An 18,244-nucleotide genomic window follows, 5' to 3' on the forward strand; every position below is an offset into this window, starting at 1 on the left:
GCGCCCGCCCGCTCATGGACAGAAAGGGCCTGCCTTGTCGTACATTCGCCGCACCCTCACGACCGCCGCCCTGCTCACCCTGCTCACCGTCGCCCTCGCGGCCCCCGCTCAAGCCGACCCCATCACCGACACCGTGAACGGCGCTGTCGATACCGTCACCGGCACCGTCACCAGCCTGCCCGGCACCGTCACCGGCACTGTCGGCGGCCTCACCAGCCAGCTCAACAATGCCCTCAACGGCATCCTCGGCGGAGACCAGTAGCTGCACCTGCATCGGCCGGGCCCCTCTCCGGGCCCGGGCCGGCTCTCCCGCGGGGAGGCCGGGAGGGACGGCGCGGCCCCGTCCATGCGGGCGCGTGGACGGGGCCGATGGAGATCTCTCTGCCGGAGGAGACGGGAGATCGCCGCTGCTTCAGCATGGCACTGGTTTCAGCCACACGACAGAGTCCCAGAATGGGCAGCACTTGTTCACCGGCTTGGGAGGCAGGAGCCGCCGTGTACCGGATCGAACTGTTCACGAGATTGGTCGCCCAGCGGGCGACCCAAATTGAGGTCCTGGATGAAGACGAGTTTCTGCGCCGCCTGGGCAGCTCACTCCAGGTATGCGCCAGATCGTCGCTTCCCGGGGGCCACTCTCATCTCCTGTATTGGGCAGGCCTGAAGTAGAGGAGATGCCGTTGTGGCAGTTGAAGAGATTCAAGAAAGGCTGACATGGGGGCGGCGGAAGCTCGATGAGATGGGCGCCTTCAACTCCCCCGAGGGGCTCCTGTGGGCAGCCGCCCACGGGATCGTGCTGTCCGTGTGGCGCAACGGTCCGATTGAGGACGCACATGCTTCTCGTCTCGTCCGACCAAGCGGCGCAGGAACCTGCATGACGGTGTGATGTTCGCTCGCAACACATGGCTAACGCCACAGGCATTCGACAGGGCTGACGCCGAGGAGGCGGGCGATCGCGGTGACCGTGCTCTCGGGCCGGGTGAGGAGGTCCCGGGCGTGGCGTACCTGTTCGTCGGTCATGGTGGGTGAGCGGCCGAGGCGGGCGCCGCGGGCGAGTGCGGCGCGGGATGGCCGCGCTGGGGTACGCGCTGGGTCGTACCAAGTGCCGTTAACCGGTCGTGGGAGCGGCTTCCTGGTTCACCCATTCGCTTCCCCAGCCCGCACCCACGGTGCAAAGCGCTGACCCGGTGCTGCATCATCCCGCCAGTACCTCAGAACGGTCTCGTGCACGATTCCGAGCTGACCTGCGGCGATGAGGCACCGGGCCGGCTCCCGGCCGTTCGCGTCCGCTTCGGGTCGAGAAGGCCGGCCAGAACGCCTGGGCGAAGGTCCGCGCCCAATCAGAGCGGCACTGTTGCATGTGCCAGGCCACGCAGCCGACTGCTCCCACGAGCTCTGAACCGCCGTATCCGCGCCAGGAGCACCAGCAGCTCAAGGATCTGTGCATGCACCAAGCGTTGCGGTGAACCCGCCGGTTCGGTGGTTCCTGAGCCAAGCACCCAACTCATCGGCCCCACACGGGTATTGTTCTCTCTGGCGTACTTGTTGCGCCTCCCTCCACGGACCGTTCCGGACCCTGCCTTCGGGGCCCGGCCCGAATCCAAGGAGCAGCCGTCGGCCGGGAAATACTGGCGGCCGGTCTGGAGGGAGGCGCCGTGGGGCGTCACCGGAGGAAGCCACTTCACGAACGCATCATCGCGATGATCCGCGAGTTCGGGAGGTGGTTGTGCGGCCGGTGACCCGCCGATCCCCATACCTGGTGGGGACCGACGGGTAGGCCGTCTTCGGTCCGAGGCCCTCGGCACGGTTACCGCCGTGGCGGGGGCCTCACCTGTACCGGGCGAGCCCGGCATGAGCCCAAGCTAGCAAACCGTCGGCGACTGCCGCAGCCTTGCGTCACCTATTTACAGGCTACGGGGTGGCGCCTCAGCCTTGGGAGTCACCTGAGCGGGGAGGCCCGCCCCGTGCATCCCGCTGCTCGTATTGCCAGCCGGCCGCGGCACACTCCTACCTGCCCCGGTTCTTGTGACCTCCACCCCGGTGTTGCCAGCCCGCTCCCGCCACGCCTTCGTCCGTTCCCTGAAGCGCTACGTCCGCCCCGGCGTCGACGCGGTCGCCCGACACGTCGCTGGCCCCGCCGCACGGCGCAACGCACCCCGGTGAACGTGCCGCGCCGACAGCAAGGGGCGGGGAGAGCCAGGGGGGAACTCGTAGCATGAAGTGGTGGCGGACCAGCCGATCGAGGCGCCCCCCGGCCGAGCCGCATGGAACACCAGCGGTAGTACAGAGCAGCAAGTCCCTGGCCACCTTGCACACCGCGGTTCCCCGCCCGGTCCTGGAGACGGTGCCTGAGGGCGCGTGGAACGCGGTCGAGGCTGTGAAGAAGGCGAGGGACTGGTGCGGGCAGCCGCAGCGGTTCGGCCCGGACCCGGCGGTGGAGCAGGCGTTCGCGGAGGCTCGGCGGTGGCTGGCGGCAGCCTCTTTGGATGATCTTGTCGAAGCCGAGCTGGTGCCGGTGTTCGGCCTGACGGACGGGAACCTGGCGAACTACCTGTTCGACGGCGTGCGGGTACGGATGGTCGATTCCGAGGACTCGGGCCGCAGCGACCGCGCTTTCGAGCTCGCCGAGCTTGCCGAGCATCCGTCTGGCTGGGTGGACAGCATCCTGGACGTTCCCGCACTGCCCGAACACTTCGACCTGGGTGCGGAGGAAGCCATGCGGCTGCGGGAGCTGCGGCGGCTGCTCGCGCTGCTGTGGCTGGTCATGCTGCTGCTCGACCGGCCCGGTGCCCGCAATCCCGCGGGCGCCGTGCAATGGCAGGCCGTACGGCTGCTGACCCTGCTGGGCTGACCCCGCCTGCGGGCCGGTGGCAGGCCATGGGCGGGCGGTTGAGGCGGGTCATCGTCCACATGGTGCGCCAGTGCATCGGCCGCCGGAGCAGCCAATGGGGTGCGCCATCCCTCGGCGAAGCCGTCGGCCCAGGCCCCCACTCCAGCACGGGCGCGGGGGACCAGCAAGCGGGGTCATCCTGTGGAGCCGACCCGCACGGACCTACTTGGATTCGACCCGTCCGAGCGGGTCGGGACCGGACGTCACCGCGTCGCGGGCTGTCTGCCAGGCGGAGTCCCCGGGGTAGAGCTCGCTGCGCAGGTAGGCCCAGGCGAGCTGGGCGAGGGCGGCGACCCGTTCAGGGTTCTCGTCCGTGGTTTCGGCGACGTCGTATCCGGAGACTCCTCCGAGCCCGTGCTCCGCGTCGAAGAGGGTGAGCAGGGACTTGGGGCTCGGGGAGAGGACGTAGGGGTCGGTGTGCCAGTCCGGGCCGCTGACGGTCAGGAAGGCGGAGTCGTCCTTGTCGCCGGCGACCACGAGCGCGGGCGTCGTCATCGTGGAGAAGTCGGTGGTCAGGAAGAAGGGGTAGTTCTCGACGGTGAACTCGGTGAGGGCCTCGCCGCCCCGGCCGGGCGCGGCGAGCAAGACGCCTGCCTTGATCCGGGGATCGGCCAGGTTCGCTGTGGTTCCGTCGTGGGGGTCGGTGAGCCGGGCGCCGAGCAGCAGGCTCGCGGTGTGCCCGCCCATCGAGTGACCGGCGACGGCGACCCGGCTCCGGTCGAGGCGGCCGGCGAGCTGCGGGACGGCGTCCTCGATCACGTCGAGCTGGTCGAGGACGCGCGTCATGTCCTCGGCCCGGGTGCGCCAATGCGCGGCCGTCCCGGGGGCGTCGGGGGCCAGGTTCAACGTCCTGGAGTCCAAGTGGGTGGGCTGGATCACGACGAAGCCGCGTGCGGCCCAGAAGTTCGCGAGCGGGGCGTAGCCGTTCAGCGAGGAGAGGTTGTTGGAGAAGCCGAGACCATGCGAGAGAAGGATGACCGGCAGTTCGCTGCCGGTCACCGGCGCGGAGATGCGTACCTGGAGGTCCACGGCGCGGCCGGGGGCCGGCAGCACCACCGGACTGACCGAAAGGACAGGGGCGGGCGAGTGGAGGATGTCGGCTGTGTAAGCAGGTTCACTCATGAGGAGCATGCCCTTCGATGACCCCCGCCGCTGGCCGCGTACGGCGGCGGCGGGTATGGCGGAGTGCCCGCAGTCAGCTAACCTGAAAGCGGATCGTTGTTCCATTTAAAATATGGAACGCTGATCCGTTTCGTCAACGGTCGCCGGAAGGAGAGCGTGGTGCCCACAGCAGGCCCAGCCAAGGGAGCGTCCGCCCGCAGCAAGCGAGCAGACGCGGTACGCAACCAGCAGACGCTGCTCGACGCCGCCGCCGAGGTGTTCGTGACCTCGGGGATCGACGCACCGATCCGCCAGATCGCGGCCCGGGCGGGTGTCGGGCTGGGGACGCTCTACCGCCACTTCCCCACCCGGGCGGACCTGGTCACCGCCGTCTACCACCATCAGATCGAGGCCTGCGCCGAAGCCGGCCCGAAGCTGCTGGCAGACGCCGCCTCCCCATTCGACGCGCTGCACCAGTGGGTCGACCTCTTCACCGACTTCCTGGTCACCAAGCACGGACTCGCCGACGCCCTCCAGTCCGACAGCGACCGCTTCGCCACACTGCACACCCACTTCCTCGACCGGCTGCTGCCTGTCTGCGCCCAGTTGCTCGATGCCGCCGTAGGCGCCAACGAGATCAGGCCGGGCATGCAGCCCTACGAACTCATGCGCGGCATCGGCAACCTCTGCATCGGGCGCGACAGCGACCCCCGCTACGACCCTCGAAGGCTGATCGAACTGCTCCTTCAGGGACTGCGGCTCTCATGAACGGTTCCTGAACAGGATCGGTAACAGGGGGCCGCTTGCGTTGTCGATCAAAGGCCCGTCCGCCCAGGGACTGCCGTCCTCGTCCTCGTTATCGGGACTGAGGTCAGGCCAGCGCGCCAGGAGTGCATCGACGTATCGCGTGATACCTGGGGTCGGTGGCAGGTCGCGGTTCCCCATGAACCGGTCATAGAGGTCCTCGAGGACCGTGAGTGCGGCTGCGTCGTCGACCGGCCGCGCTCCTTCCCAGACAGCCAGGTCGTAACTCATGGCCACACTGTGCTCGGTCCCGCGCCAGCCAACAGGAGATCTGTTTCCGCCGCCCAGGCGGTTGACGGTGCATGAAGCCGTGCACCGGGTAGCTGACACGGCGCGGACCGGCCTAGGTATCGGCATTGGCGGCGGCCGCAACCGAGCACGGTGCGATGCGCATCCGGGCGCCGTCGTACCGCACTGTCTCGCCCGGCAAAATCACCAGGCCCGCTTCCCCGCATCAGCAGTCCGCGCCAATCCGGCGAACCTGGACAGCCGGACCACGGGCGCTGGCCACGAACACCGTCGGGTCGACTTTCCACCGGTGCCCGGCCAGCCACTGCTCCATAGCCGCGAGGTCCTCGCCGTCCCTGCCGTACGCGGACGCATCAAACGCTGCCCCCCACTGGGTGTTGTTCAGCGAACTGAACATCTGACGCGGAGTTTGCCTGGTTCTTCGATGACGAGCCAGCGGACGGCGCGGCACCATCCCGCTTCCGAGGAGGAGGGGGAAGTAACCGCTCCCGTGTCCGTTACGCTGCAGCCGCCGAGGAACGAATCGACGGACGCGGACCGCCACCGCCGTGCTCGGTTACACCGCCCCCCTGCCATGGGACGACATTTGGGCCGTCTGCACCCGGCCGCCCCGGTTGCCTTTGGAAGCCGTAAACGACAGTGATCGGCGGCATCGTCATGTTCGCTCGGCGCAGGTGGAGGTGAGCCACCGGGGAAAGCCTAGAGCCCGTCCGGCGGATCATTGTCACGGCAGGTCAGCCTTGATTGATGATCCGCGGGACGCGACTGGGGATTGGTTATCAGGTCATCGCGAACTTGGCGACGTACTCATCGAAGGGCTCGATGCCGACTTCCGCACGGAGTGCGTCCATGCGCTCGGGCTCTTCACAAGGCCACGGAATGGGTGACCCGTCCTTCACGCCGGCGATCTGAGTGCCGTAGACCTGCTTGCGGCCCTCATTGACCAGCGTACGGTCGCGTAGAAAGGCCAGCTCGCGCGGGCTGGCCGAGCCTGCCGACACCGCCTGCTCCATCAGCTGGAGGGCGCGCCGCTGGACGTCAAGCTGCCGGTCGGCGTGCTGGGCGATCAGCCACGCCGCGCGTGCGGCCTCATCGCCGACCATTTCTGCCGTCGGCCAGCCGTACTCATCCATGATCTCGCCGAGTCGGTCGCCGTGCCGTGCGGTCAGCCGCCGCCACGCCAGCTGCTCGGCCGGGTCATCGCTGTTCGCGCGGACTGCGGACTGGTGATCTGCCACGGCCATGTCGGCGAGTTCCACCGCCAGTGCGGCAACGTCGTGCTCCACTCTCGACTCCCTGGTTGCGTCGGTGCGTTGTGCTCGTCGACCGCAATCCTAAAGGCGCAAATCAGGCGTAAAGATCATTCCGGAGAACGGTGACAGGCGCCTCTCCGAACCCGGATAATGGATCTATGCCCGGAGCCAGAGCCGGATCGCTGCGACGGTCACGGTGCTCTGGAAGACGTAGGCACGCTTGTCGAATCTCGTGGCCACAGCCCGGAAGTTCTTGAGGGCGTTAATCGTCCGCTCCACTTCGTTCCTGCGCTTGTAGATCGTCTTGTCGAAGCCGGTGGGCCGCCCGTCATGGCTCCCGCGGCGCTTGCGGTTGGCCCGCTGGCTTTTCGGCTCGGGGATGGTGTGCTTGATCTGCCGTCGTCGCAGGTAGCGGCGGTTGCGGCGGGAGGAATACGCCTTATCGCCGCCGAGATGGTCCGGCCGGGTGCGCGGGCGTCCACCACCGGGCCGGCTGACCCGGATGCGCTCCATGACAGGGATGAGCTGCGGGGCATCGCCCCACTGGCCCGGAGTGACCAGCAGCGCCAGGGGCCGGCGTCCGCCTTCCCCGGCAAGGTGGATCTTGCAGGTCAGGCCGCCCCGGGAGCGTCCCAGCCCCTCGTCGGGGCGGTGCTGCCGGGGCGTTGCTCTTTTCCTGGCACCCGCGGCGATCTCCTGCGCGCTCCGGCCGCATGCTGGTGGGACCCGGCAGGAGGTGGAGTCCACGCTCACCATCGACCAGTCGATACGACCCTCCGCGTCGGCGTCGGCCAGGACGGCCGCGAAGACCCTGTCCCACGTGCCGTCCGCCGACCAGCGTCTATGCCTCTCGTACACGGTCTTCCACTTGCCGAAGCGCGCAGGCAGATCCCGCCACGGCACCCCGGTGCGCTGCCGGAAGAAGATCCCATTTATCACCCTGCGATGGCTTGCCCAATGTCCGCCTCGCTGACCGGACTTCGGCAGATGGGGGCGCAGTCGAGCCCATTCCGAGTTCGACAGATCCCCCTGCCCCATGTCCATGGCAATGAGCTGGACCCGAAACGGTCACATGATCCGCCGGACAGGCCCTAGGCAGAGCCGTTTGCCATGAGCCCCGTCCCTGGTGCCGGCCAGGGGCAGGGCTTTACCGGCAGCCGTGCTCGGTACAGGGCAAGCAGCGCGAGCGTTTCGTCAAGCGGCGGATATGGCGAAGGCTCGTGCGGCGCGCTTGAGCAGGCGTGGATTGGTAAGGGTTCTGGGGTGTGCCTTCATGTGGAGGACGTCCATGTAGGCCTGGTTCACGATCGGGTCGAAGATCGAGGCGACCATGAGTTTGTCGCCTGCCCAGCGGAGGAGGCGGTAGCCCCGTGGGTAGGGACCGGTGACGTGAGGCTGGGCGAGGTCGGCGGTCAAGGACAGCTGCCAGGCGGCGTCGATGACCGCTCTGGCTCGTCTGAAGTATCCCCACATGCTGTCCTGGGGCCGGCCTCCGGCTTGGAGATGGGCGGAGAGGCATGAGGCCTGCAGTGTGGCGAGGGTGAGGCCCTGGCCGTAGATGGGGTTCACCGAGGCGAGTGCGTCACCGATGGCCATCAGGCCCCGGGGGAAACGGGCGAGGCCGGTGAAGTCACGCTTGAGGCTCTCCCTGTAGTGGTGGGTTCTCACCTCGTTGTCCACCATGACGCAGTTGTCCGCGACCTCTTGCAGAGGGGGTACGCATCGGCGCATGCGGGTCAGGAACTCTTCGGGATCACGGCCGGGGCGGTAGTCGGTGTAACCGGCCAGAACGACGCTCCACCGGTCACCCTCGACCGCGGCCAGGGCTCCAGGCTCGGTGACCTGGGGACGGTAGCCACTCGCCGGGCCCGGAGTGGAATGCGCCATCCTGATGCCAGGCAGCTCATCACCTCGCTCGAAGAAAGCCGTCGCATAGCCGAGGTCCACCCGCACACGCTGCAGCGCGGGCTGCTCCCAGCCCTGCCGCTCCAGCCAGCTGCCCAGCCGACTGGAGCGCCCCATGGCGTCGACCACCAGATCGGCCGCCAGCTCACCGTCGGGCACGGCGGAACGCCGGCCGTCGGATGCCAAGGAGAAGAGCACTCCGCGCACCTGATCACCGCTGATGATCAGATCGCGTGCCTGAGCCGTCCTGAACTCCACATTGGGCAGCCCCGCAACGCGGCTTCGGAGATGAGCCTCGAGAAAGGGGCGGGTGACGCCGATCATCTCGGTGTCCGGTATGGGGACCTTGAGAAGGTTGTCGACATAGAACCGGATGGCTGTACCGGTCCCCAGCTGCGCGCCGTCCGCGATGAGCTCCTTGACGATGCCGGGGAACCAGCGCTCGAGCTGCATGTGCCCCATGGCGAGGAGCGCGTGGAGCTGGGCCCGGTGGGGCGCTCCTTGCCCCAGTCCGTTCTCGGATATCTCGTCTTGTTCGAGGACGACGACTTCGTCGGCATGGTCGCTCAGCACGCGAGCGGCCATTAAGCCGGCGAAGCTTCCACCTATGACAACTGCTCGTCGCATGAAACCCCCACTCGGCGGACTTTGGTGTCCGCGTTGTTGTTAGAGCCGGAAGAACTGCGTTGATCCTTTGCGGTGTTGGGACACTATCGCGATGTCTCGGTCGGGCGTCGTGCGGACGCTGGCGCTGTGATGTTCGCGTGGTGTCTGACCGAGGCGCTCGCTGGTCGGTCTGGTCCTGGTCCTGGTCAGGGCACGGCGGGGTCCGTCGTCTGACGGCAGGCGTGCGGGGCCGCGGGCACCAGCGGGTGGTGCAGCGTCTCGGCCACGCGCAGCAGCCGGCCACGTTCATCAGCGACGGGTGTGTCCTCACCGGGGATAGGAGCGGCCTCCTACCTCGCTGGCGTGAGCCGGCCCGGCCGGCCGACCGAGCTTGCTGTGCAGCTCACTCCCGCTCGCGCGGAGCGCACCTCTTTCGCGGCCTGCGGCGCTGCGGTGACGGAGGGTGCGATCCGGTTGGCTGCCTTGTCGGGCAGCTTTCACTCTTCCGCTCCCGATTGTCCGGAAACGAGCTGTCACTTCCGTAGCCTGTGGGCAGGGCCAGAGCCGCGACCATGCAGGGTGAGGCCGATGGGCTTGGACCTGCTGTGAGCCGGACTGGCCGGCTGGTCCGGCGGCGCGACGAGCGATTCGGTCATGGTGCGCGGGCATGCCACCGTGACTGACCGCCTTTTATCGGTTTCTAGCGGGTCCTTTGCACATGGGTGCTGTCGACGTCGACGAGGGCGCCGTCGGCGCCGGTCGGCGCGATGCCCGGCACAGGCGTGCCGTGCTGGTCGACAAGGGTGGAATGGGTCTCGCCCGGGTTGAAGGCGTGGCGTTCCCCCCACTGCCGCAGGGTGAGGATGACCGCGAAGAGGTCGCGTCCGGCCTCGGTGAGCACGTATTCCTGGCGGCGGCCCGACGGCGCGGTGCGCTGGGCGAGGAGCCCGTGGGCGGTGAGCTTGCGGAGCCGGTCCGTGAGGATGTTGCGGGCGATGCCGGTGCGTCGCTGGAACTCGGTGAACGACCGTGCCCCGTCCATCGCGTCACGGATGACGAGCAGGCTCCATCTGTCGCCGACGAGGTCGAGCGTTCGGGCGACGGGACAGTCGGGGTCGGTCCAGCCGGAGTCCGGGGCGTACGCGGTGGTACGCGACATTGCACCTCCCGATGGGTTGCGGATTGAAACCATCATGCCGTACCGTCAAAACGGTTGCAATTTGCTACTAATTGGGGATGGGGCGCAATGAACGTGTGGCGGCGTTTACTGCTCGCGGTGGTAGGCGGTGTCGCGGTGGCGAGCATCTATGCCGCCCAGCCGGTTCTGGAGCCGATGGGACACGATCTCGGCCTGTCGGCGGATCTCTCCGGGTGGATCGTCTCGACCGGCCAGTTCGGCTATATCGCGGGGCTGTTGCTGCTGGTGCCGCTCGGCGATGTGGTGGCCGACAGGCGCCGGCTCATGGCCGTGCACCTGGTCGTCACCGCGGCGGGCCTGATCCTCACGGCCACGGCAACGGCCGCGTGGATGGCCTTCCTCGGGCTCGCGGCAGCCGGAGTGTTCGCGGTGGTGGTACAGACCACGGTGGCCTACGCCGCGTCGGTCTCACCGCCGACCGAACGCGGACGCAATATCGGTGTCGTGACCTCGGGTGTCGTCATCGGCATCCTGGGCGCGTGGGTCGTCACTGGCGCGCTGGCCGACGTCTGGAGCTGGCGCAGCATCTACGCCGTGCTCGCGGCGCTGTCGGTCGGGCTCGCGGCCCTCGTCCTCGCCGTACTGCCGCCGGACGAGCGCCCCAGCGGACACGTGGGCCCGGGATACAAGGAGACCCTCGCCTCACTCGGCGCAGTGTTCACAGAGCGCCTCTTCCTGACACGCGGGCTCATCACATTCTTCCTCTTCGCATCGTTCGGAACTCTGTGGAGCGGAGTGGCTCTGCCCCTGGCGGACGCGCCCTGGCACCTGAACGAGAGCCAGATCGGTCTCTTCGGCATCGCAGGCCTCGCCGGTGCGCTCGGCGCGGCCCGCGCGGGACGGTGGGCGGACGCGGGACGGACGATCCCGGTCAGCGGTTTCGCGCTCGTCCTGCTGATCGCCTCCTGGGCGGCGATCGGGCAGCTGACATGGGCCCTGTGGCTCCTCGTCATCGGAATCATCGCCCTCGACTTCGCCGTCCAGGCCGTACACGTGAGCAACCAGCACATACTCACCTCCGCGCACGCGGACCGCCTCAGCACCGTCATCGGCAGCTACATGGTCTTCTACTCACTCGGCTCCGCCCTCGGCGCAGCCGCGACCACCTCCGTCTACACCTCCCACGGCTGGGCGGGCTCCAGCCTCCTCGGAGCCGGCTTCGCGGCCTGCGGACTGATCGTTTGGGCGGCCAACCGGAGGCCGTCGGCCGATGGCGCGCACACCTCGACAGAGGGAACGGCCACTCAGCAGGTACAGGAGGAAACGCAGGTCCTCTGAGCGCACCTTGGCTTTTGCAGTGAGAGAGAGGAGAGACCTCCTCAGCTGCCGGGGAGAAAAGCCCAGCACTTTCCGGAGGTCGGCAGGCCCCTGGTAGTGCACACCGGTCATCCCGAGCGTGGTGGCGGCTTCGGCGTTTTCCAGCAGGTTGTCCACGAACAGGCATCGGTGAGCGGCGACTCCGGCTCGCTCGGCGGCGATTTCATGGATTTCCCGATCGGGCTTGGCCACCCCCACCTGGGCACTGCTGACGACGTGGTCGGCGAGATCAGTCAGCCCCATCAACTCAAGGTCACGCTCCAGCTCCAGGGTCGCGTTGGTGACCAGGACCAGGGGGCATGTGTCCTCGCCCCCGGCGCAGCAGGCTCACCACCACGTCGTCGGCCCAAAACGGCGCATCGGCAAGCGCCACCCCCCCGCTCACGGGCCTGCGTCTGCGAACGTTGCCCTGGCTGGCCGCTGTCATTGCGATGCTGTCCAGGAGGATGTGCGTGCGGCCGGTCACCGGCAGGTCGCCTGAGCCAGGCGCCGGTCCAGCTCGTCGAGATCGCGCTCGTCGGCGGCTGAGGGCGCGTAGCCGTTCCATGCCTGCAGCGCTGCGCGGGCCTTCTCGGCGCGCTCGGCACGCTCGGCCGGGGGCAAGCAGGGTTTCGGCCAGATGGGCGAGGTAGGCGCGCAGCGGCAGGCCCTCGGTGGCCGCGAGCGCGGCGAGGCGGTCCTGGCCTCCTCGGGGAGGCGGATGTTGGAGTCAGGCATCGTCATGCTCTTTCCCACAACCACCAAGGGTACGGACGCGTACCCGTACAGGAAGCGGGTCCCTTCCCGGCAGCGGTCCAGGCTGATGGAGCCATCCACAACCTCACCGAGCCAAGCCTCAATGCCAAGGGGAAATCACCGCCCTCGATCGCGGCCTGGAACGTACACGCAGGGCTGTCCAGAGCGGCCCCACTGCTTTCGGCATGTGGTGATCACCAGCATGCGGTTGGAACACCCGAAGGATGGGCCCCTACTCGATACGGTAGGCATCCGTACGGGTCACTACGGTGCCCAGTTGCAAGTACGGAATGCTGGCCATCGGCCGGTGGGCTGGGTCAGGTGCCCCAGGGCAGTCGTAGGGCCTCGAGGTCCGTGTCGTTGAGGAGGGCTTCGACGAGGGGTGCGGGGCCGGACACTTTGGTGGCCCAGAGGTCGTAGTCCGTGCAGAGAACCCAGGACCGGTCCTGGGCCCAGAGGTTGGACGGACTCCAGTAGTCCTCTTCGGGGTGGTCGTACAGCACCTTGGCGTCCGCGAGCGCGCCGGCTCGGACGTGCGGGTTGTCGAAGTCCTCGGCCCCGCGCAGCAACGGGCTGTAGTAGGCCAGGCAAGGTGTGTCGGCGCCCTGCGGGCTGTGCTCGGTGAGGATGTCGATCAGGCGGTTCCAGTCAGTCCGGTCCAGGCTGCCTTCGGACGGTGCCAGGATGCCGGCCGGCCACGCGCCCGGCCCGATCGAAGGGAAGCACCTGTGGCCCGGCAGCCGTCCCTCGGGAACCGTCGGATCACCGGTCCGACGCGCCAGTTCAGCCCATCGCAGCCGGCGCCAGCGGGGGCCGGGGGGCTCGCCGGGAGTGCCGGCGAGTCCATCCGCGGGGTCAAGGCCCGGGATGATCTCAGATTCACCACCCATCAGCACCGCCCGCTGGTACTCGACGAACGACGTGCCGGTCGGCCCGATCTCGTGCTCGTACATGGAGTGGAGCACCCAGGCCGCGTCCGGCAGTGCCGGCGGCATGAATCCAGTGAGCCCGTCATCGGAGGTCAGGCCTCGCAGCCATTTGGTTTCCCCGGACGCGGCGAGGGGCCAGCGCGCGGTCGCCAGAGCGGCGGCTGTCTCATGCATCCGATCACCATCGCACCCGGCACCGAAGGCCTGCCGGGCGGGTCCTGGCATATACGACTGGGGTCCGTCAGCCTGGAGTCACCCCCGCGCGTCGGCGCCGGGCCGGGCCGGACACCTGGTCCCCACCTCCGCCGACAACGACATCGCCCCTCGCCGCCCGCCTCACCGGGACCCTGACCTCCACGAACGGGTCCTGAAAAGCCGCCCGTAGGATCGGCGTAGCCGTCCGGCTACAGGGCGGGTGCAGCAGCGTGAAGAGGGGGGCCGCCGTGCGGTTCATGATCATCGAACGTGACGACCGCATGCCGGACGAGCCTGGACCGGTCGCGGTCCTGGTGCGGGATGCATGGGACGACTTCGGGTGGCGCACCATGTTCCACCTGTGGGTCATCGACGCCCGCGGCCGCCACGAGATCGGCCCGGTGAAGATCGGCGCGCTGGGCATGAGCCGCCGAGCCGCGACGGTCGTCCAGCCCCCGGAAGAGTTCATCAGGATTCCGGGGGAGTATTTCTCCGTCGGGCAGGACGACACCTACTACGAGCGCCTCGCCCGCCTCGGCGACGGCCTGCGCATCGCCGTCCTCGCGGGCCTCAACGACATGGCCTTCGACGAGGATGTCTTTCGGCTCGCCCAGGACGAGGAGGTCACCCGCACCGCGCTATGGCGGTTTTTGCGGCCGGCCGCGATCGAGGAGCAGTTCCGCCGCATCGCCCGCGGCGGCGCCCGCACGACCTCGTTCGACATCACCTACCTCACGCCCGCCTTCGGCAGAGGCGACGGCCTTGCGCTGTCCTTCAGGGTCACCCGCGACGTGCTGCCGCCCAGCAACATCCACGTTCTGACCGGCCGCAACGGCGCAGGCAAGTCCGTGCTGGTCAACCGCCTCGCCCGCGCCGTCGCCGACCTCGAAGCCCACCCCGCCGAGGTGGGGCGGATCCTGGAGGAAGGCCGCGGGAGCCGACGTTCCTTCGCCAACCTCGTCAGCGTCTCCTTCAGCGCCTTCGACGACCTGCCCCACCTCCCCGACAGCGACACCTTCCCCACCGTCCACGTCGGCCTGCGCATCCCCTCCTCGACGGGGACGCACCGGATGAAGTCGCCGTCCCAGCTCAAGCGGGACTTCGCCGACAGCATCGAAGCCTGCCTGAACGGTGAGCAGGCCGTGCGCTGGACCAACGCCCTGCGGACCCTGTCGTACTCCGGCAGCGGGCTGCTGGAGGAGGACTGGCTGGCCTCCTTCGCCGCCATCGGCAGCACGGCCCGCCGCCGTACGGCCGCGCGCAAGCTGTTCGCCTCCCTCAGCTCCGGCCACAAGGTCGTCCTGCTGAGCGTGACGCGGCTTGTCGAGCACGTCGGTGAGCGCACCCTGGTACTGATCGACGAGCCTGAGACCCACCTGCACCCGCCGCTGTTGTCGGCGTTCATACGAGTCCTGTCCGACCTGCTGACCGACCGCAACGGGCTCGCGATCGTCGCTACCCACTCCCCGGTCGTCCTGCAGGAAGTCCCTTCCCACTGCGTGTGGAAGCTGCGCCGCTACGGCGACCACCTCGCCGCCGACCGGCCCACCATCGAAACCTTCGGTGAGAACGTCGGCGTCCTCACCCACGAGGTCTTCGGCCTGGAAGTCACTGACACCGGCTTCCACCGAGACCTGAGCCTCCTCGTTGACGAAGGACTCTCCTACGAGGCCATCCTCGGCCGCTTCGGCGGTCGGCTCGGAGGAGAGGCACGCATCATCGCCCGCTCCCTGATCGCCGCCCGCGACTTCGACGGCACCGACGGCACCGACGGCACCGACGGCACCACCGGTTTCGAGGACGGCCGCTGATGCTCCCTGTACCCAAGCCGGCCCTGGATGCCCGGTCGGTCTTCGACACCTGCACCGCCACCGCCAAACCCCTCACCGCCCGCATCAAACTCCAGGCACTGAAGGACACCGTCGCCGAAGCAGCGGACCAGTACGACACCGCCGCCACCGAACACGCCCTGCACGACCTGACCCATCTCCAAGATCAGCCCGACGGCAAGCCGAAGAAGACCCGCGGCATCAACAAGCAGCTGAAGAAGACCTACACCAGCCGGATGGTCCGCAAGAAGAGCCCCGGAAGGGATGTCTACGACCAGCTCCTCGCCGCGGCGCCCGACGGGCGCTGCGCACTGTGCGGGCAGGGGATCGCCGACACCCTCGACCACCAACTGCCCAAAACCCACTATCCGCTGCTGGCCGTCACCCCCGCCAACCTCGTCCCCGCCTGCCGCGACTGCAACTTCTACAAAGGCGAACAAGCACCGGTCGACGCTGAGAAGCAGACCCTCCACCCCTACTACGACAGCCAGGTCCACGAGCACGTGTGGCTGGTCGCACGGATCGTCGGGCCTCCCACCCCCGCCGTCAGCTTCTGCGTCTCCCCGCCGCCCGAGATGCCGCCCCTGCTCGCCGCCCGGGTCCGCCACCACTTCACTACCCTCAAACTCGCCCGGCTCTACAACCCGCAGGCCGGGCCCGAACTGCGCTACCTCAGCCGCAGCCTGCGCCGCCTGCCGACTACGGCGATCAATGAGCACCTGCGTGAACGCGCCGAGGACTGGACGGCCATCGAAGGCCCCAACTCCTGGCAGGCCGCGCTGTACCGGGCTCTGGTCGACAACCCCTGGTACACCCAGCACGGATACCTCGAACCCTGGAAATGACGCTCCTCACGGCCAGACCTGGCGCGGGGCGTGCCCACGCTACGGGCAGTCGGCGACCAGCCGGTCCCCGGCCACGTCCGCGACGGCGTGCGTGACGGCGTGCGCCGCATCGAGTGACACCGAGGGAGCGGATGGGGTCCGCATCGTCGCCCTCGGCCAGGGCGATCGAAGTGTTCCAGGGCCGGAGCGAACGGGTCGGCGGCCGTGTGCTGGGGCAGAAGGTCCGCCACCACGGCCGTGCGGATGGCGCGGCTGACGCCGTGATCGCGGGCGAGGGCGGCGATGGAGCGGCCCTCCAGGTACGCGGTGCGCACGGCGTCGGTCGAGTCGGCCGGGACGGCGGGCAGCGCCTGCCCTTGCTGCCCTTGGCCTCGGCGGCGCGCAGTCCGTCGTAGGTCAGCTCGCGCTGAAGGTCGCGTTAAGGTTCGCCGGCGGCGGCGAGGGTCTGCACCATGAACTTCACGGCGGACAGCAACCCTCCGGTGCGCGGGTGACGGGCGGCGAGGTCCATCGCGGTAAAAGCGCCGTCATGGATGCGCAGGGCGAGATGGTCGCGGTGCAGCACGTCGAGCACGTCGAGGATGTGCCCGGTGTCGCGTACGAGGCGGAACATCTCGGAGATGTGCACGGTGTCGCCCGGTCGCGCGTAGGCGAGCGTTTCGCGGAATTTCGGGCGCTCCAGCGGGTGGAGGCGGCTGGAGGTGCCGGCCTGTTCCTCGAAGACGACCGGGTCCTCGATCCCGGCCTCGTCCAGGACGAGGTTCTGACGGTCGGTGGACTGCTGGTCGGTTGACACCCGTTTGTGGACCAGGTTGGCCATACCGCTCCCGTTGTGGTGGTCGCATTCGACCCTAGCTGTCAGCAAACCCTGTCATGATCCGCCATCGGATCTGATTGGATCGGCGCCGCCGTCGAGCCCCGAAAAGTCCTGGTTCATCGGACGCGTACGATGCCTGCCGTCATTCATTCGTTTGACGACAGGCGGCACGCCGGGGGAACCCCGGCTGGCGACCATCTTCAGGGAGGCCAGCCGGAACACTCCGGACACGTGCGGTTCGGCCTTGGGGGCGTGGCTTGGAGGTTATGAACCTATGCCGGCTCGGGTCGTTCCGGGTGCGGGACGAAGGCGGGTAGCGTGGCGAGGCTGTGGCGCACGGCCTCGCCACCGTACTCGAACATCTGCCGCTCGTAGTCGCCGACCGCGCTGATGAGGTCTTGGCGGCACTCGACGGCCCCGATCAGGCAGCGGCGCAGCAGGTCGGCGTCGCGCAAGGCGGTGTTCGCACCGTTGCCTCCGGTCGGGGAGGTGGCGTGGATGGCGTCTCCGAGCAGCGTGACCGGACCGGGCGCCCAGCGCTCCCGGGGCTCGACCACCCGGATGGACAGTAAGGTGCTGTTGTCCGGGTCGGCCTGCTCGATGAGCGCCTGCAGGTCCGGATGCCAGCCCTCCATCCTGGACAGCACGGCCTCCTGCGCGGTCGGGGCGCCGGGCAAGCCGTTCGCCGGAAGGATCATGGCCCAGCGTATGTAGTCGCCGATGTCGGGCAGCGTGACTTCGGGGGCCAGTTGTTCGGCGGCTTGCTTCGGCGGGGTACGGAAGCGCATCGCACCGAGCAGCAGGCTGACGTCGTCGCCCGCGATCTTCGAGCCGTAGGCCTTGGACAGGCCGGCGAACTCGTCGGTCAGCGGGGTGCGGCCGATGACGAACCGGACGCCGGTGTCGGTTGGGGTGGTCTGTGGCGACAACACCCGGCGGACCGCGGAGGCGATGCCGTCCGCGCCGACGAGCAGATCGGCGGTGGCCGGGTCACGGCGGGCGAACTGGGCTCGGACCTTGCCGTCGTCCAGCACGTCGTAGCCGGTCAGCGCGGCATCGGTGTGCACGGTCAGGCCGGTCAGCAGCAGGTGGCGCAGCACCTGCCGGTCGACCACGATGCCGGTCCGGCCCGCGCCGAGCCTGCCGATCTCGTTCAGCTGCGGGTCCAGGATCAGTTGCTCGGCCGAGGCGTCCATGGCGATCTCCTCCAGCAGCGGGTGCCAGCGCGTCGGCAGGCAGTCGCGCACAGCCTGGAAACCGATCGGGTTCAGCACGAGCCGGTAGCCCTGGAACCGTGCGGTGATCCCCGGGTCGCGCTCGTGTATGTCGGCCTCGATCCCGGCGCTATGCAGACCCTGCGCGAGAGCCAGACCTCCCAGACCGGCTCCGATCACGGAAACTCGCATCACACACCTCCTGGACAGACTTTCCGCACCCTGCCCAGGTGCCTGGGCGGGGTATACGCGAACCACGCAGGGACGAAGTCAGTTCTGCATGCATGATCGGCCACGGTTGTCGATCGTCCTCTCGGGGCTCATCTCGCGCAGCTCTACGACCCGGGACCGGGATTCACC

Annotated in this window: 15 protein-coding genes and 2 pseudogenes; 6 read left to right on the forward strand and 11 right to left on the reverse strand. The window is 68.5% G+C overall.

All coding sequences use genetic code 11. From position 1 onward, the window contains the following. The first annotated feature begins 34 nt into the window (after positions 1–34). Positions 35–262, forward strand: a complete 228-nt coding sequence (locus tag AC07BS_RS03110; protein ID WP_478929759.1) for a hypothetical protein — start codon at positions 35–37, stop codon at positions 260–262. Positions 263–2,305: 2,043 nt separating this feature from the next. Next, positions 2,306–2,848 carry an aminoglycoside phosphotransferase gene (locus AC07BS_RS03115; RefSeq protein WP_478929761.1) on the forward strand — a complete coding sequence of 181 codons (543 nt, stop codon included), beginning with the start codon at positions 2,306–2,308 and terminating at the stop codon, positions 2,846–2,848. 201 nt (positions 2,849–3,049) lie between these two features. On the opposite strand, the gene AC07BS_RS03120 is transcribed toward AC07BS_RS03115, so the two are convergent. Further along, the gene (locus AC07BS_RS03120) at positions 3,050–4,009 is read right to left on the reverse strand and encodes an alpha/beta hydrolase family protein (protein WP_478929763.1); all 960 of its coding nucleotides are present in this window, start codon (positions 4,007–4,009) and stop codon (positions 3,050–3,052) included. A 159-nt stretch (positions 4,010–4,168) separates the two neighbouring features. Here AC07BS_RS03120 and AC07BS_RS03125 point away from each other — a divergent pair, with 159 nt between their 5' ends. Further along, the gene (locus AC07BS_RS03125) at positions 4,169–4,756 is read left to right on the forward strand and encodes a TetR/AcrR family transcriptional regulator (RefSeq protein ID WP_478929765.1); all 588 of its coding nucleotides are present in this window, start codon (positions 4,169–4,171) and stop codon (positions 4,754–4,756) included. Here AC07BS_RS03125 and AC07BS_RS03130 read toward each other — a convergent pair. The 5 genes from AC07BS_RS03130 to AC07BS_RS03150 all read right to left on the reverse strand — a co-directional run bounded on the left by AC07BS_RS03130 (position 4,751) and on the right by AC07BS_RS03150 (position 9,964). Continuing rightward, on the reverse strand, positions 4,751–5,023 hold the full coding sequence (locus AC07BS_RS03130) for a hypothetical protein (RefSeq protein ID WP_478929766.1): 273 nt from the start codon (positions 5,021–5,023) through the stop codon (positions 4,751–4,753). The genes AC07BS_RS03125 and AC07BS_RS03130 overlap by 6 nt on opposite strands. A 797-nt stretch (positions 5,024–5,820) precedes the next feature. Further along, positions 5,821–6,327, reverse strand: a complete 507-nt coding sequence (locus AC07BS_RS03135; protein ID WP_478638095.1) for a DUF6624 domain-containing protein — start codon at positions 6,325–6,327, stop codon at positions 5,821–5,823. 123 nt (positions 6,328–6,450) lie between these two features. Then, positions 6,451–7,338, reverse strand: coding sequence for an IS5 family transposase (locus AC07BS_RS03140; protein WP_478929769.1), 888 nt, complete (start codon positions 7,336–7,338; stop codon positions 6,451–6,453). Positions 7,339–7,488: 150 nt separating this feature from the next. Then, on the reverse strand, positions 7,489–8,772 hold the full coding sequence (locus tag AC07BS_RS03145; RefSeq protein WP_478929770.1) for an NAD(P)/FAD-dependent oxidoreductase: 1,284 nt from the start codon (positions 8,770–8,772) through the stop codon (positions 7,489–7,491). A 733-nt stretch (positions 8,773–9,505) separates the two neighbouring features. Continuing rightward, on the reverse strand, positions 9,506–9,964 hold the full coding sequence (locus AC07BS_RS03150; protein ID WP_478929772.1) for a winged helix-turn-helix transcriptional regulator: 459 nt from the start codon (positions 9,962–9,964) through the stop codon (positions 9,506–9,508). An 87-nt stretch (positions 9,965–10,051) separates the two neighbouring features. Between AC07BS_RS03150 and AC07BS_RS03155 the strand changes: the two genes are divergently transcribed. Further along, positions 10,052–11,281 carry an MFS transporter gene (locus AC07BS_RS03155; protein ID WP_478929774.1) on the forward strand — a complete coding sequence of 410 codons (1,230 nt, stop codon included), beginning with the start codon at positions 10,052–10,054 and terminating at the stop codon, positions 11,279–11,281. Positions 11,282–11,338: 57 nt separating this feature from the next. Here AC07BS_RS03155 and AC07BS_RS03160 read toward each other — a convergent pair. The 3 genes and pseudogenes from AC07BS_RS03160 to AC07BS_RS03170 all read right to left on the reverse strand — a co-directional run. After that, positions 11,339–11,696: pseudogene (locus tag AC07BS_RS03160) on the reverse strand (HAD family hydrolase); the annotation flags it as partial. A gap of 86 nt (positions 11,697–11,782) precedes the next feature. Further along, positions 11,783–12,037, reverse strand: a pseudogene (locus AC07BS_RS03165) (hypothetical protein). 335 nt (positions 12,038–12,372) lie between these two features. Beyond that, complete coding sequence (locus AC07BS_RS03170) at positions 12,373–13,158, reverse strand: hypothetical protein (protein WP_478929775.1); 786 nt, start codon at positions 13,156–13,158, stop codon at positions 12,373–12,375. Positions 13,159–13,436: 278 nt separating this feature from the next. On the opposite strand from AC07BS_RS03170, the gene AC07BS_RS03175 reads away from it, so the two are divergent. Together AC07BS_RS03175 and AC07BS_RS03180 are read left to right on the forward strand one after the other, a co-directional pair. Then, the gene (locus AC07BS_RS03175; RefSeq protein WP_478929777.1) at positions 13,437–14,990 is read left to right on the forward strand and encodes an AAA family ATPase; all 1,554 of its coding nucleotides are present in this window, start codon (positions 13,437–13,439) and stop codon (positions 14,988–14,990) included. Continuing rightward, on the forward strand, positions 14,990–15,853 hold the full coding sequence (locus AC07BS_RS03180) for an HNH endonuclease (protein ID WP_478929779.1): 864 nt from the start codon (positions 14,990–14,992) through the stop codon (positions 15,851–15,853). Before AC07BS_RS03175 ends, AC07BS_RS03180 begins: the two co-directional genes overlap by 1 nt. A 418-nt stretch (positions 15,854–16,271) precedes the next feature. Here AC07BS_RS03180 and AC07BS_RS03185 read toward each other — a convergent pair whose 3' ends face one another. Together AC07BS_RS03185 and AC07BS_RS03190 are read right to left on the reverse strand one after the other, a co-directional pair. Continuing rightward, positions 16,272–16,673, reverse strand: a complete 402-nt coding sequence (locus AC07BS_RS03185; RefSeq protein WP_478929780.1) for a recombinase family protein — start codon at positions 16,671–16,673, stop codon at positions 16,272–16,274. Between the two features lie 269 nt (positions 16,674–16,942). Then, positions 16,943–18,076, reverse strand: coding sequence for an FAD-dependent oxidoreductase (locus tag AC07BS_RS03190; protein WP_478929781.1), 1,134 nt, complete (start codon positions 18,074–18,076; stop codon positions 16,943–16,945). Between the last annotated feature and the right edge of the window lie 168 nt (positions 18,077–18,244).

This window comes from Streptomyces sp. NPDC044063 (genome assembly GCF_056434285.1).